The following is a 14,415-nucleotide window of genomic DNA, read 5'->3' on the forward strand; positions in this document are numbered from 1 at the left end:
GGGGCCGCCGCCCCCCGCTTCAAGACCGAACCCGCAAATTCCCTGTCGAAATGACCGGACTCCCTCGGTCATGGTACGGGATCTGACAGCGGCCCGGGCACTCTGTATCGTCAGTGATCCAGCCCGTCACCCGACAACCGCGATGTCACCTCCGCCGGACTCCCAACGCTACCGCAACCTTTTCGAGCAGGCGCCCGAGGCTCACCTGGTCCTTGATCGAGCCGGGCATGTGGTGGCGGCCAACCAGGCGGCCTGCCGGCTTTTTCACTGCGCCGACGCCGGGGAGCTCGACGGCCGGAGCATCACCGCACTGGACATGGAAGCCTCGCCCGACGATGTCCGGCGCGTTCACGAAAATCCGGCGCATTACCTGCCCGCACGCTTCGAGACCCGGATGCGGCGTCCGGACGGCAGCCATTTCCCGGCGGAGGTCCGTACCCGCGCGGTGGAACACGACGACGATATCGAAGTCTTCACCACCCTGCGCGACATCACCGGCCAGCGCATCTCGGAGCAGACCCTGCATGACCTCGAAAGCCAGCTGGAGGTCACCGTCGCCAATGCTCCGCTGATCCTGTTCTCCCTCGATGCCGACGGCTACATCACGCTGTCAGAGGGCGCCGGCCTGTACGGCCTGGGGCTGAACAACCACGACCTGGTGGGCGTGAACGCCTTCGAACGCTGGGCGGACCATCCGCAGGTGCCGCAGGACCTGCGTCGCGCCCTCGCGGGCGAGCACTTCGCCAGTGAATTCGATCTCGATGGCCGCCGCCTCAACATCAGCTGGACCCCGACCGCGGAGCCGGACGGCGTAATCTCGGGCGTGATCGGCGTGGCCTACGACCTGACCGACCTGCGCGTTACCGAACGGCACCTGGAAGCGGAACGCGACCGGCTCTCGACCACCCTGGAATCACTGGCCGACGGGGTCATCACGACCGATGCCGACGGCCGGATCCAGTACATCAACCCGGCCGCCGAAGCGCTCCTGGACGTGGACCGGGCGAACGTCCTGGACGCCGATGCGGATCGCACGATCGGTCTCCTGGAACCCGGCCAGGACAGCGCGACACCCCTCGCGGCGCGCTGTCTGCGCTGGGGCCGGCCCCTGGAATACCCGGAAGGTCGCCTGGAAATCTGCGCGGGCCCCTGCCACGTGCGGGCCACGGTCTCGCCCCTGGGCGGAGCAACGGATGGAGACGTCACGGGCGCGGTCATCGTGCTGCAGGACATGACCGCCCTGTCGGACATGACCAGCCGCCTCAACCACCAGGCGACCCACGATGACCTGACCGAACTGTTCAACCGTCGGGAGTTCGAGCGCCGGGTGGAGTCGGCCCTGTCAATTCCGGGCCGGCACAGGACACCGCATGTGCTGTGCTACATGGACCTGGACCAGTTCAAGATCGTCAACGATACCTGCGGCCACCTGGCCGGCGATGCCCTGTTACAGCGCCTGGCCGAGCTGCTGCCCCGGCACATCCGGGAGAGCGACACCCTGGCGCGCCTGGGCGGTGACGAATTCGGCCTGCTGCTTAACCACTGTCCGGTGGAGCGCGCGCAGGAGATTGCGGAGGAAATCATCGACACGGTGCGCGATCTGCGCTTCGAATGGGAGGGCCGGCGCTTCGACATCGGGGTATCCATCGGCCTGGTCCCGGTGTACGGGGCGCAGAAGGATCTGAACATCCTTCTCAGCCAGGCCGATTCGGCCTGCTACGCCGCCAAGGAAACCGGGCGCAACACGGTGTACCTGTGGCGCGAGGGCGATGATCGCCTACGCCAGCGCCACGGCGAGATGGAATGGGTGGGGCGCATTCGCGACGCCCTGGAACAGGCCCGTCTCGTCCCCTTTGCCCAGCCCATTCAGCGTCTGGATCCGGCCGCCGGACACAGCCTGGACCATTTCGAGGTACTGGTGCGGCTGCAGGACGAGCAGGGCGAGCTCATCGCGCCCGGGGCATTCATTCCGGCAGCCGAACGCTACCACCTGATGCCCGAGATCGACCGTCACGTAATCGAGGCGGTGCTGATCGAGCTGACCACGCACCCGGACGACTCGATCCCGGTGGCCATCAACCTGTCGGGCCAGTCGCTGGCCCAGCCGGAGATGCTGGACTTCATCGCCGACCGCCTGTCGCACCACGGCATCGCCCCGCGGCGCGTGACCTTCGAGATCACCGAAACCGCGGCGATCTCCAATCACGACCAGGCGATCAACCTGATCCGCGCACTGCGCTATCTTGGCTGTCATTTCTCGCTGGACGACTTCGGCTCGGGGCTGTCCTCTTTCGGTTATCTGAAGAAACTCTCGGTGGACTTCCTCAAGATCGACGGCAGTTTCGTCCGCGGGATCGCTCAGGACCCGGTGGATGCGGCCATGGTCACGGCCATCCACCGGGTGGGCCGTGTTCTGGGTCTGCACACCATCGCCGAAGGGGTGGAGGACGCCGAGGGCATGGAACGGCTGCGCGCCATCGGTCTGGACTACGTGCAGGGTTATCACATCGCCCGTCCGCGTCCCCTGCGCGACTGCCTGCAGGACCTTCTCACTTCTTCCTGACCAACGAGCGGTTGTCTGCCGGGGATCCCCGTGTTTCGCTGCATGGCCCCGGCGCAGGCCCGCTCATTGGGCACGTCTTTCCTCCGCCTGTTAAATTATTGACCAGATCACTCGGAGAATAGCCCCGTCATGCCCTACTCGGAACAGCAGATCACGTCCCTGCACCACTGGTCGGACAAGACCTTCAGCTTCACCACCACGCGGCCGGAGGGCTTCGAATTCCGCAATGGCCAGTTCGTCACCCTCGGCCTGCGCCCCGAGGGCAAGCTGATTCCGCGCGCCTATTCGATCGTTTCCGACCCGTCCAGCGAGGAGCTCGAGTTTCTCAGCATCCACGTGCCCGACGGCGACCTGACCAGCCGCCTCGCCCATGTCGAACCGGGCGATTCGATCTGGATCAACAACAAGGTCACCGGCTCGCTGACGGTGGACTACGTGCAGCCCGGGCGGCATCTGTACATGCTGGCCACCGGCACCGGCATCGCGCCGTTCGTCTCCCTGGTCCGCAGCGACGAGGTGTTCGAACATTTCGAACGGGTCATCCTGGTGCACAGCGTGCGCACCGTGGAGGAACTGGCCTATCGCGAGGAGCTGGAAGCGAAGATCAGCGATCGCTTCCGCTACATGCCCACCGTGACCCGCGAGGATCACGACTTCGCCTGCCCCGTGGCGCAGCAGCCGTTCGACAACAACCAGCGCGGCGCCGAGCTGTTCCGCTCGGGCGAGCTGTTCCGGGCGCTGGATCTGCCGCCCGCGGACCCGGAGCAGGATCGCGTGATGCTGTGCGGCAACCCGGCGATGAACCGCGAGATGAGCCAGTGGCTCGAGGAGCACGGCTGGGTACAGACCAGCTACAAGGGGACCGGCACCTACACCGTGGAACAGGCCTTCGTGACCACCATGGACGACGCCGACGACTGAGCCCTCCGGCGGCGGAGAGAGACGCGTCAGTCGCCCAGCAGGATCCAGCGCGCCTCGTTGAGGCGTTGCAGGGTGGCCGTGTCGCCACCCCGGTCGGGGTGGTGGCGCTGGGCCAGGCGGCGGTAGCGGGACTGGATCTCCGCGTCGTCCACCGGATCCGCCAGCTCCAGCACCGCCAGCGCCGCCGCCCGGCGGTCGCCGCCGTCCATCCGCCGCCAGAAGCCGTCCAGCAGGGCCTGCACCGCGGCCGCATCCATGTGATCCAGAGTGCTCAGGTCGAGGTAATAGGCCCGCAAAGGGTCCTCGCGCACCAGGGCCGCGGAGACCGTGCCGGCGGTTGCCGCGGCCCCCGCGCCGTCCGTGGCCCGCGCCTGAATGCCGATATCCAGGCAATGGATGCGCAGCCATTCGCCCTCGGCCGCCAGCCGGTCGCGCAGGCGATAGAGGCAGTGAAACAGCAGGAAATGGGTGCGGAACAGCCCCAGCGGTTCACGCAGGTCGGCCCCGGCGAAGGGCAACACGCCAGCGTCGCGCAGGCGGGCGATCAGCGCGTGCTCGGTCTGTCCCGCAGCCTGCGCACGCACGCCCCGCTCCACCGCCGCCAGCAGCCCCGGATCGACTTCGGTATCGCCCCCGGTACGCGCACCCGCGGCGGCATCGACGACGGGGTTCACGAGGCGTCCGGCGTGTCGCCGTCGATGTAGTACCAGTGGCCGTCGATGCGCCGGAAACGGCTGCGCTCGTGCAGGCGCATGCCCTGGCCGCGCAGTCGCGCGCGGGCGACGAATTCGACCACCCCGGTGGTGTCCTCGCGGCCGCCGGCCTCGGTGTCGCGCACATTCAGGCCCAGCCAGCGCCGCTCGGGGTCCAGCTCCAGCGAGGCCGGACGGGTCTGCGGATCCCAGGTCGCGAGGATGTAGGCCTCGTTGCCTTCGGCATAGGCGGTGTAACGCGAACGCATCAGCGCCTCGGCGGTCTCCGCCGGGGCGGTGCCGTCGATACGCGGCCCGCAGCAGCGTTCCCGCGGGTGACCGGACCCGCAGGGGCAGTTCACGCTGTCCGGTTTCGGCTTGCGGCGACCCATCTCGACCCCCCGAGAAAAAATGATCGGGACGCGGGAAATCCCCCCACGCCGGTGCAGGGAGTAGCGTAACCCCCAGCCACACCGGAGTGAACCGCATGGACGATATCCTGATCTTCGGCTGCGGAGACCTGGGCACCGGGCTGGGCCGTCGGCTGCACGACGCCGGGCACCGGGTCTGGGGCCTGCGGCGCCATCCCGAACACCTGCCCGAATGGATCCACCCGCTGCGAGGCGACCTTTCCGATCCCGACGGCCTGCCGGAGCTGCCGCGAACGGCACGGGCGGTGTATTTCATCACCACGCCCGACCGGATGGACGACGCGGGGTACCGCCGCGCCTATGTCGACGCGCTGCACCATGCGCTGGGCGCCCTGGAGCGCCAGGGCCTGCAGCCGGAACGCACGATCTTCGTGTCGTCCACCGGCGTCTACGGCGTCGATGACGGCAGCCGGGTCGACGAGGACACCCCCGCCCTGCCACAACGCTTCTCCGGCCGCCGCCTGCTGGAGGCCGAACGCCTGCTGGAGGCCTCGCCGTACCGTGGCATCCGCCTGCGCCTGGGCGGGATCTACGGACCGGGGCGCGAACGCATGCTGGATCTGGCGCGCGCCGGCCAGCTGGGCGATGACGAACCGCCGACCTGGACCAACCGCATCCACCGCGATGATGCGGTCGGCATCCTGCACCACCTGTTCACGCTGGCCGATCCCGATCCGGTCTATCTCGGCGTGGATACCGAACCGGCCCTGAAAAGCGAAGTGCTGCACTGGCTCGCCGCGCGCCTGGGTACCCTGCCAGCAGATGCGGCGGTCCACCGCGTGGATGCCCGCGACGGGGCCCGCGGCCGGCGCTGCGACAGCCGGCGCCTGCAGGACTCCGGCTACCGCTTCCGCTATCCCGACTACCGGGCCGGCTTCGCCCCGCTGCTGCCCTGAAACACACGCGCGCCGCACACACAAAAAAAGGCCCCGCCCGGCAGAACCGGAGGGGCCCGGAGAGACCCGGCCCGGGGAGGCAGAACCCCGGGACCGGTGATCGGAACCCGGAGGTTCAGACCTTGGTGTAGCGCAGGTACGAGCGGATCTCGTCGAAGCCCTGCGGGAACTTTTTCTGCGCTTCTTCGTTGCTGACCGTCGGCGGGATGATCACCTGGTCACCGGGGGTCCAGTCGGCCGGCGTCGCGATGCCGTGCTTGTCGGCGGTCTGCAGGCCGTCGATGGCGCGCAGGATCTCGTCGAAGTTGCGGCCCAGCGACATCGGGTAGGTCATCATCAGACGGATCTTCTTGTTCGGATCAATGATGTAGACCGAACGCACCGCTGCGGTGTCGCTCTCGCCGGGGTGGATCATCTCGTAGAGTTCCGAGATCTTCTTGTCGGCGTCGGCGACGATCGGGAATTCGAGGGTCGTGTTCTGCGTGTCGTTCACGTCCTCGATCCACTTGTTGTGCTCTTCCACCGTGTCGGTGGACAGGCCCAGCGGCTTCACGTTGCGGTCCGCGAACTGCTTCGCGAGCTGCGCGGTGCGACCCATCTCGGTGGTGCACACCGGGGTGAAGTCGGCCGGGTGGCTGAAGAAGAAGCACCAGGAATCGCCGATCCACTCGTGGAAGTCGATCTTGCCGGAGGTGGTGTCGACCTGGAAGTTCGGTGCGGTATCGCCCAGACGAAGCGTCATATCGCTATCTCCTTTGCTTGTTTCCGTTCATTCGGTTGGTGGCAGATGATCGTTATCGATCATGTGCATCACTATATCGGCGAATTCTTATGATGTGAATTCTATTATATCAATCACACCGATCGCCTAATCCTATGATTCGCCCTGGATCCATTTCCATGGCCACTTCATGGTCAACCATTGGTGTCGCCACCTCGCCCGAAGTTCCCGCCGGACAGTGACCCGGTCCACAAACCGTACGGCTCAGACCGTATCCCGCCGCCAGATCAGGATCTGGTTGTTCGCCGGCATGTCCACCACCGCCTCCCGGGTCAGGCCGCAGGCGCTCGCCAGCGCGTCCAGGTCGGCGCGATCGCGCACCCCCATCCCCGGGTCCTGCTGGCGCAAAGAACGGTCGAAGCGCGCGTTGGATTCGGCCGTGTGCTCCCCGTCGTGCGCGAACGGCCCGTACAGCGCGAACAGCCCGTCCGGTTCCAGGACCCCGGCGACCCCGGCGAACAGCGCCTCCACCCCCGGCCAGTGCAGGATGTGGACCGTGTTCGCGCTGTAGACGTAACGAAACGGACCGTCCGGCCAGGGATCAGCGGCGACATCCAGCGCGCGCGGCGGCTGCAGGTTGGGCGCCGCCGCCTCGCGCCGCCACGCCTCGATCCCCGGCAGGTGTTCGGCGACATCGGTGGGCAGCCACTGCAGATGCCCCAGGCGCGGCGCCATGAAAGCCGCATGCTGCCCGGTCCCCGCCCCCAGCTCCAGCAGGGCACCCGGACGGATGAACCACTGTTCCAGGACCCCCAGGATCGGCTCGCGGTTCTGTTCGGCCGCCGGGGCATACGGGCGCTGCGTCACTTCCATGGGGTTCTCCGGTCTGCGGTGTGCGGGTTCCGGCCCAGCATAAACGACGCCCGAAGCGCCCACGTGCAAGACCGCACGTTCCTCAGGTCCGCGATGGACCCCGCGGGTGCGGGACTGCCATGATCCGTATTCAGGTCCCTTTTACGGAGAGCCCCCATGTCCCGCTACCCGCATCGTCCCGCCCGCTCCCGGATCGCTGCATGGGCCACCGCCCTGGGGCTGCTCCTCGGCGCCGTGGCCACCACCTCCCACGCCGACACACGCGAGCCGGCCAGCGACCCGGACACCCTCCTGCCGGTGGAGCTGGCCACCGTGGGGGTGGACTCGCACAGCGGCCTGCCCATTGCCCTGCTGCGCGACCCCGAATCCGCCGAGGTCGTGCCCATCGTCATCGGCACCGACCAGGCCCGCGCCATCCTCCTGGCCATGCAGGATGTCGACGTACCGCGCCCCATGACCCACGACCTGATGGTCGACCTGCTGCGCGAACTCGACGCGGAGCTGGAACGGGTCATCGTGGACGGGCTGGAAGACGGCACCTATCTCGGCATGCTGGAACTGCGTGTCCCCGGCGAGGGGGCACCACGCCGGATCGATGCCCGGCCCAGCGACGCCCTCGCGCTGGCAGTGCGTACCGGTGCGCCCATCGCGGTGGCACCGGAAATCCTCGAGGCCGACGTCCCCTTCGATTTCCAGCCCCCCGGTGACGACGAGATCGTCACCGCGCTGGGCATCACCGTGATCGAGGCCCGTGCGGATCTGCGCGAGGCCCTGGGCCTGCCGGACGAGCCCGGCGTCCTCGTCAGCCGTGCCGAGGGAGCCGCCGCCGAGGCCGGCCTGGAGCAGGGCGCGCTGATCCTGGAGGTCAACGGACGCAGCCCGGAAACCCCGATCGACTTCCTCGAGGCCGTGGGAACCACCCCGGACGACGAAGAAGCCGAATTGCGCTTCTGGCTGGACGGCGAGACCCGCACCATCACGCTGCCCACCGACGTCCCGGTGCTGCCGGACGACGAAGACGCGATTCAGGCCTGAACGCGCGCCGCCGGGTCCCTCCGCGGGCGCTTCAGCGCATGTGCCGGCGCAGCCAGTCGATGCTGGCGGCGGTCGCCGGGTCGTGCGGACCCGGCTCGCCGGCCGGGTCGAGATCCGCCAGCACCCGGCCGGCCAGCTGCTTGCCCAGCTCTACGCCCCACTGATCGAAGGCGTTGATCTCCCACAGGCTCGCAAGCACGTAGATCTTGTGCTCGAACAGGGCGATCAGCGCCCCCAGGCGCTCCGGATCCAGGTCCTCCAGCAGGATCAGCGTGCTCGGCCGGTCGCCGGGGAAGCTGCGATGCGCCGCCAGCGCCTCGATCTCGGCCGCATCGCGACCGGCGGCGGCCATCTCCGCCCGGGCCTCGTCCTCGCTGCGCCCCAGGGCGAGCGCCTCGGCCTGGGCCACCAGATTGGCCAGCAGCATCGGGTGCTGTTGCGGCAGGTCGTGTTCGGCGCGCGCAACGCCGATGAATTCCGCCGGCACCCGCCGCGTACCCTGATGCAGCAGCTGATAGAACGCATGCTGCCCGTCGGTGCCCACCGCGCCCCAGACCAGCGCCCCGGTATGCCCCTCCACCGGCGTGCCGTCCAGCCGCACCCGCTTGCCCAGGCTTTCCATCTCCGCCTGCTGCAGATACGGCGGCAGGAAGTACAGCCGCTCGTCGTAGGGCAGCACCGCGCGCGACTCCGCACCCTGGGTGTCCTGATTCCACAGGTCCACCAGCGCCATGCGCACCGCCGCGTTGTCCTCCAGCGTCGCGGTGCGCACGTGTTCGTCCATCGCATGGGCCCCGGCCAGGAACCGGCGGAAGCCGTCCATGCCCAGCATCAGCGCCACCGGCAGGCCAATCGCCGACCACACCGAATAGCGACCGCCGACCCAGTCCCAGAAACCGAACATGCGCTCGGGGGCGATCCCGAATTCGGCAACCCGCTCGCGCGCGGTGGACACCGCCACGAAATGGGCCGCGACCGCGGACTCGTCACCACCGGCATGGCGCACCAGCCAGTCCCGCGCGGCCCGGGCATTGGTCAGGGTTTCCTGGGTGGTGAAGGTCTTGGAGGCCACTACGAACAGAGTCGTCTCCGGATCCACCTGACGCAGCACCTGCCACAGGGCCTCGCCATCAATGTTGGAAACGAAGTGCATCTCCGGCGGACTCCCATCGGCGGTCGCGCGTGCATGCTCGGCAAGCGCCCGGCAAACCATCCGCGGCCCCAGATCGGAGCCGCCGATCCCGATGTTCACCACCGTGTCGATCGCCCGCCCGGTGAACCCCCGGTGGGTCCCGTCCTGCACCTCCTGCACGAAGGCCCCCACCCGGTCCAGGACCGCATGCACCGCCGGCACCACGTCTTCGCCGTCCAGCTCGCAGCGGGCCTCGCGGGGCAGGCGCAACGCGGTGTGCAGTGCGGCCCGCCCCTCGGTCACGTTCACCCGCTCGCCGCCGAACAGCCGCTCCAGCGCCGAAGGGATATCGGCGGCCCGCGCCGCCGCGAACAGCGCCTCCCAGGCATTGGCATCGAGCCGCTGGCGCGTCCAGTCCAGGCGCAGGCCGGCCACCTCGCGGACATCACGCTCCACCCGTTCCGGCTCGCGCTCCAGCAGCTCGCGCAGATGCTCCGGCTCCAGGCGCCGGGCTTCGTTCTGCAGGACCTCGCGCGCGGCGATTCGGTGGGAACGGTTCATGCGGCTACCTCGACGTCGGGGGGTGTCGATACAGCATAATCCGCCACCCGGCAGCCGTCAGCCTGCATTGCCATTCACCGGGGCCGGCTGCGTTACACTCAACGTCTCGTTACGGAGAAGCCGTCATGCGCATCCTTTTCGCCACCAGCGAGGTCTTCGGGCTGGTCAAGACCGGCGGTCTCGCCGATGTCAGCGCCAGCCTGCCTGTCGCCCTGCGGCGCCGGCGACAGGACGCGCGCCTGATCCTGCCGGCCTACCCCGAGGCGGTGCAGCGCCTGCGCCGGCCGGTCACCCACCCGGGACCGGAAGACGCTCCGTGGCAACTGATCGAAGGCCACCTGCCGGGCACGCGCATGCCGGTCTACCTGGTCGACTGGCCGGAGTATTTCCAGCGCGCCGGCAACCCCTACACCGCCTCCAACGGCCAGGACTGGCCGGACAACGCGCAGCGCTTCGCCGGCTTCGCCCGGGCCGTGGCCCGGGTGGCCGCCGACGACGCCGGCCTGGACTGGGCGCCGGAGATCGTCCACGGCAATGACTGGCAATGCGGCCTGCTGCCGATCTACCTGCGCGAGGCCTGCGGGACGGGGGGCGGCCCGGCGTCGGTGTTCACCATTCACAACCTCGCCTATCAGGGTCTGTTCCCTGCCGAAACCGTGACCGCGCTGGGGCTGCCCGCCGAGCTCTGGCACCCGGACGGCGTCGAGTTCCACCAGCAGCTGTCCTTCATGAAGGCCGGGCTGATGTTCAGCGACGCCATCACCACCGTCTCCCCCACCTATGCCCGCGAGATCCGGCAACCGGAACACGGCATGGGCCTGGACGGCGTGCTGCGCGCGCGGGCCAACGTGTTCCACGGCATCCTCAACGGCGTCGACTACCGCGCCTGGGACCCGGCCCGCGATCCGCACATCGCCGCCGCCTACGGGCCCGACGACCTCTCCGGCAAGGCCGCCTGCAAGGCCGCTCTGCAGCGTCGCCTGGGACTGGCCGAGGACCCGGACATCCCGCTGCTGGGACACGTCGGGCGCATGGTCGAGCAGAAGGGCATGGACCTGCTGCTGGCGGTGGCCGCCCCGCTGGCCGAGGCCGGGCGCATTCAGCTGGCGCTGGTCGGCTCCGGGCAGACCGATCTGGAGCACGCCGCGGGCGCCCTGTCGCGGGCCCACCCGGGGCGGGTGGGTGTCCACATCGGCTACGACGAACCGCTGGCCCATCAGATCGAGGCCGGTGCCGACCTGTTCGCGATGCCGTCGCGCTTCGAGCCCTGCGGGCTCAACCAGCTCTACAGCCTGCGCTATGGCACCCCGCCGGTGGTGCATGCCACCGGCGGCCTGGCCGATACCGTGGTCGACGCTACCCCCGAAACCCTGGAAGACGGCCGCGCCACCGGTTTCAGCTTCACCCCGGACAGCATCCCGGCGCTCGGCGACGCCCTGGAGCGGGCCCTGGCGCTTTACCACGCCCGCGCCGACGGCCGCTGGGAACAGCTGATGCGCACCGGGATGCAGCAGAACTTCGACTGGCAGGTCGCGGCCGGGGCCTATCTCGAACTCTATCGCGCACACCGCCCCCGGGCGCGCGCGGGCGCATCTGCGCTATAATCGCCGGCTTTCGCCGCCGACCGGCACGGGCCGGCAGGCAAGCAACCACCACGGCGGGGCCGGCTGCGGCCGGCCCCCTGCTGCGCGGGCCGCCTCATGAACCAAGCCGATCACAACGACCGTTTCCTGCCCCAGGACAAGGAACTGCGCGCGCGCGTGCGTCTGTTCGGAGAATTGCTGGGCAACGTCATCTGGAAACTCGAGGGCAAGACCGTCTTCGACGCGGTGGAGACCCTGCGCCGTGGATTTGTCAGCCTGCGCAAGGAGGAAGACCCGGAGCTGCGCCAGCGGCTGATGGATGACATCACGCAGTTCGACACGACCCTGACCGAGCGCGTGATCCGCGCCTTCAGCATCTACTTCTCGCTGGTCAACATCGCCGAGGAAGACCTGTTCTACCGCTGGCGCCGCGCCCAGGTCTCCAGTGGCGAGCCTCTGTGGCTGGGCTCCTTCGACCAGGCCCTGCGCGAACTGCACGACGACGGCGTCACCGCGCAGGAACTGGAGGAACTGCTGGGGCAGCTGCACTACCAGCCGGTGTTCACCGCGCATCCCACCGAGGCCCGGCGGCGGACCACCATGGAGAACCAGCGCCGGGTGTTCGAGACCGCCGACCGCCTCAACCAGCCGGGACTGGGCGACGAGGAACGTCGCCTGATCACCGAGGAGCTGGAAAGCCAGATCCAGATCCTGTGGCGCACCAACGAGGTGCGGGTGAGGAAGCCGGAGGTCCAGGACGAGATCAAGTACGGGCTGTTCTATTTCGAGGAGAGCCTGTTCGAGGCGGTACCGCAGAGCTACCGTTTCCTCGAGAAGGCGATCCGCCGCATCTACGGGGTCAATCCGGACGGCTCCCTGCCGGTGCGGATCCCCGCGTTCCTGCATTTCGGCTCCTGGATCGGCGGCGACCGCGACGGCAACCCCAACGTCACCCCGGAGGTCACGGCACTGGCCTCGCGCCTGGCGATGGAACAGGTGCTGCGCGAGTACATCAAGCGGGTCAACGAACTGCGCAACGTCCTCACGCACTCCTCCTACATGTGCCAGCCGTCGGCGGAATTCCTCGCGAGCCTCGAGGCCGACGCGACCATCTCCAACGCGGTGTTCCAGGGGGCCTCCGACCGCTTCGAGACCGAGCCCTACCGGCGCAAGCTCTACATCATGCGCTACCGCCTGCGCGAGACCCTGGACACAGTCAGCCGCCGGGTCCGGGGCGAGGCCGCGGTGCTGCCGACCAACAGCGCCTACGCCACCCCGGAGTCGTTCCTCCACGACCTGAAGCTGATCCGTGACTCCCTGATCAGCCACGGCGACCGCAACATCGCCAGTGGCGCGCTCACCGACCTGATCCGCCTGGTCGAAACCTTCGGCTTTCACCTGCACCATCTGGACGTACGTCAGGAATCCACCGTGCACACCGAAGCGGTCGCCGAGATCCTGCGCGCCATGGATCCCGAGCTGGATTACGCGTCCATGGACGAGACCGCCCGCCAGCAGTGCCTCGCCGAGATGATCGCGCGCGAGGGCGATCTGCCGCGTCCGGACAACCTGAGCAAGGGCACCCGCGAGACCCTGGAGGTATTCGAGGTCATCCGCCGCATGCGCGGCGAGGTCGGCCCCCGTGGTATCGGCACCTACGTCATCTCCATGACCCACGCGGCCTCGCACGTGCTGGAGGTCCTTCTGCTGGGACGCCTGGCCGGGCTGGCCGGCGAGGACCCGGAAACCGGGGCCTTCTGCCACCTGCGCATCTCGCCGCTGTTCGAGACCATCGAGGACCTGCTGCACGTCGAGGACGTCCTGGAGGGACTGCTGTCGAATCCGGTCTATGCACGCCTGCTGGCCGCCTCCGGTAACGTCCAGGACGTGATGCTGGGCTACTCCGACTCCTGCAAGGACGGCGGCATCCTCGCGTCCAGCTGGAACCTCTACGAGGCGCAGAAGAAGATCGTCGGCATCACCGATCGCCACGGCGTGCGCTGCCAGCTGTTCCATGGCCGCGGCGGCACCGTCGGGCGCGGTGGCGGCCCGACCCACGAATCCATCCTCGCCCAGCCCCCGGCTACCGTGCAGGGGCGGATCAAGTTCACCGAGCAGGGCGAGGTGCTGTCGTACAAGTACTCCAACGTGGAGACCGCGGTGTATGAGCTGGGCATGGGCGCGACCGGCCTGATGCTGGCCTCGCGCAGCCTGATCCGCCCGCCGCGCTGCGACCGCGACGACTACCGCGAGACCATGGAGGAACTGGCACGCCTGGGCGAGGATGCCTACCGCGATCTGATCGACCGCACCCCGGGCACCCTCGACTACTTCTACGAGATCACCCCGGTGCAGGAGATCGGCTATCTCAACATCGGCTCGCGACCCTCGCACCGGCGCAAGACCGACCGCTCCAAGAGCTCCATCCGCGCGATTCCGTGGGTCTTCGGCTGGGCCCAGTCGCGCCACACCCTGCCGGCCTGGTATGGCATCGGCACCGCGCTGGAGCGCTGGCGCGGCGACGATCCGGCACGCCTGGAACAGCTGCAGCGCATGTATCAGGAGTGGCCGTTCTTCCGTTCGCTGCTGTCCAACTGCCAGATGGCCCTGACCAAGGCCGACATGCGCACCGCCGCCGAGTACGCCCGGCTGTCGCACGACACCGACCTGTCCGAGCGCATCTATTCGCGGGTACGCGAGGAACACAGCCGCACCGTCAACGAGGTGCTGCGGGTGGCTCAGCTGGACGGGCTGATGGAAGAAACGCCTCTGCTGGCGCGCTCGCTGCAGCGGCGCAACCCCTATCTGGATCCGCTCAACAGCATCCAGATCCACCTGCTGCGCCAGTCACGGGGTTTCGAGGCCGAGAACGAAGGGAACGGGGACGCCCGGGAGAACCCCTGGATCTCGCCGCTGCTGCGCTCGATCAACGCGATCGCCGCGGGTATGCGCAACACCGGCTGAGACCGGAGCGGGACACGCACTGGCCGGGGCCCGGGGCTCATGC

Annotated in this window: 11 protein-coding genes; 6 read left to right on the forward strand and 5 right to left on the reverse strand. The window is 68.5% G+C overall.

The window, feature by feature from the left end:
• Positions 1–142 precede the first annotated feature (142 nt).
• Positions 143–2,563: a bifunctional diguanylate cyclase/phosphodiesterase gene (locus tag F787_RS0107745; protein WP_028491828.1), complete on the forward strand. Its 2,421-nt coding sequence runs from the start codon at positions 143–145 to the stop codon at positions 2,561–2,563.
• 129 nt (positions 2,564–2,692) lie between these two features.
• Entirely contained in the window at positions 2,693–3,484 is a 792-nt protein-coding gene (locus F787_RS0107750; protein ID WP_018946533.1) for a ferredoxin--NADP reductase, read from the forward strand.
• 26 nt (positions 3,485–3,510) lie between these two features.
• Here the strand turns inward: F787_RS0107750 and F787_RS0107755 are convergent, their stop codons facing one another.
• Both F787_RS0107755 and F787_RS0107760 read right to left on the reverse strand, forming a co-directional pair.
• Positions 3,511–4,158, reverse strand: coding sequence for a DNA-J related domain-containing protein (locus F787_RS0107755; RefSeq protein WP_028491829.1), 648 nt, complete (start codon positions 4,156–4,158; stop codon positions 3,511–3,513).
• Complete coding sequence (locus tag F787_RS0107760) at positions 4,155–4,568, reverse strand: YchJ family protein (protein ID WP_028491830.1); 414 nt, start codon at positions 4,566–4,568, stop codon at positions 4,155–4,157. The genes F787_RS0107755 and F787_RS0107760 overlap by 4 nt, the downstream gene beginning before the upstream one ends.
• A gap of 95 nt (positions 4,569–4,663) precedes the next feature.
• On the opposite strand from F787_RS0107760, the gene F787_RS0107765 reads away from it, so the two are divergent.
• Positions 4,664–5,503, forward strand: coding sequence for an SDR family oxidoreductase (locus F787_RS0107765; RefSeq protein ID WP_028491831.1), 840 nt, complete (start codon positions 4,664–4,666; stop codon positions 5,501–5,503).
• Positions 5,504–5,618: 115 nt separating this feature from the next.
• On the opposite strand, the gene F787_RS0107770 is transcribed toward F787_RS0107765, so the two are convergent.
• Positions 5,619–6,245 (reverse strand): peroxiredoxin, encoded by a 627-nt coding sequence (locus F787_RS0107770; protein WP_018871143.1) that lies wholly within the window; start codon positions 6,243–6,245, stop codon positions 5,619–5,621.
• A 243-nt stretch (positions 6,246–6,488) separates the two neighbouring features.
• Positions 6,489–7,097, reverse strand: coding sequence for a DUF938 domain-containing protein (locus F787_RS0107775; RefSeq protein WP_028491832.1), 609 nt, complete (start codon positions 7,095–7,097; stop codon positions 6,489–6,491).
• A 156-nt stretch (positions 7,098–7,253) separates the two neighbouring features.
• Here F787_RS0107775 and F787_RS0107780 point away from each other — a divergent pair, with 156 nt between their 5' ends.
• A complete protein-coding gene (locus tag F787_RS0107780; protein WP_028491833.1) occupies positions 7,254–8,132 on the forward strand; it encodes a bifunctional nuclease family protein in 879 nt (292 codons plus the stop codon).
• Between the two features lie 31 nt (positions 8,133–8,163).
• Here F787_RS0107780 and pgi read toward each other — a convergent pair whose 3' ends face one another.
• Positions 8,164–9,825 carry a glucose-6-phosphate isomerase gene (gene pgi / locus F787_RS0107785; RefSeq protein ID WP_042805774.1) on the reverse strand — a complete coding sequence of 554 codons (1,662 nt, stop codon included), beginning with the start codon at positions 9,823–9,825 and terminating at the stop codon, positions 8,164–8,166.
• A 125-nt stretch (positions 9,826–9,950) separates the two neighbouring features.
• Here pgi and glgA point away from each other — a divergent pair, with 125 nt between their 5' ends.
• Positions 9,951–11,429, forward strand: a complete 1,479-nt coding sequence (gene glgA / locus F787_RS0107790) for a glycogen synthase GlgA (RefSeq protein WP_028491835.1) — start codon at positions 9,951–9,953, stop codon at positions 11,427–11,429.
• A 96-nt stretch (positions 11,430–11,525) separates the two neighbouring features.
• Positions 11,526–14,372 (forward strand): phosphoenolpyruvate carboxylase, encoded by a 2,847-nt coding sequence (gene ppc, locus F787_RS0107795; protein WP_028491836.1) that lies wholly within the window; start codon positions 11,526–11,528, stop codon positions 14,370–14,372.
• Positions 14,373–14,415: the final 43 nt, after the last annotated feature.

It is taken from the genome of Thioalkalivibrio sp. ALE19, from assembly GCF_000428605.1.
In the GTDB taxonomy this organism is placed as follows: domain Bacteria; phylum Pseudomonadota; class Gammaproteobacteria; order Ectothiorhodospirales; family Ectothiorhodospiraceae; genus Thioalkalivibrio.

What these genes read in the sequence shown, in the direction of transcription:
- F787_RS0107760 (WP_028491830.1), bottom strand. Translation starts at nt 4,568, where the DNA reads ATGGGTCGCCGCAAGCCGAAACCGGACAGCGTGAACTGCCCCTGCGGG.
- ppc (WP_028491836.1), top strand. Translation starts at nt 11,526, where the DNA reads ATGAACCAAGCCGATCACAACGACCGTTTCCTGCCCCAGGACAAGGAA.
- glgA (WP_028491835.1), top strand. Translation starts at nt 9,951, where the DNA reads ATGCGCATCCTTTTCGCCACCAGCGAGGTCTTCGGGCTGGTCAAGACC.
- F787_RS0107765 (WP_028491831.1), top strand. Translation starts at nt 4,664, where the DNA reads ATGGACGATATCCTGATCTTCGGCTGCGGAGACCTGGGCACCGGGCTG.
- F787_RS0107780 (WP_028491833.1), top strand. Translation starts at nt 7,254, where the DNA reads ATGTCCCGCTACCCGCATCGTCCCGCCCGCTCCCGGATCGCTGCATGG.
- pgi (WP_042805774.1), bottom strand. Translation starts at nt 9,825, where the DNA reads ATGAACCGTTCCCACCGAATCGCCGCGCGCGAGGTCCTGCAGAACGAA.
- F787_RS0107750 (WP_018946533.1), top strand. Translation starts at nt 2,693, where the DNA reads ATGCCCTACTCGGAACAGCAGATCACGTCCCTGCACCACTGGTCGGAC.
- F787_RS0107770 (WP_018871143.1), bottom strand. Translation starts at nt 6,245, where the DNA reads ATGACGCTTCGTCTGGGCGATACCGCACCGAACTTCCAGGTCGACACC.
- F787_RS0107775 (WP_028491832.1), bottom strand. Translation starts at nt 7,097, where the DNA reads ATGGAAGTGACGCAGCGCCCGTATGCCCCGGCGGCCGAACAGAACCGC.
- F787_RS0107745 (WP_028491828.1), top strand. Translation starts at nt 143, where the DNA reads ATGTCACCTCCGCCGGACTCCCAACGCTACCGCAACCTTTTCGAGCAG.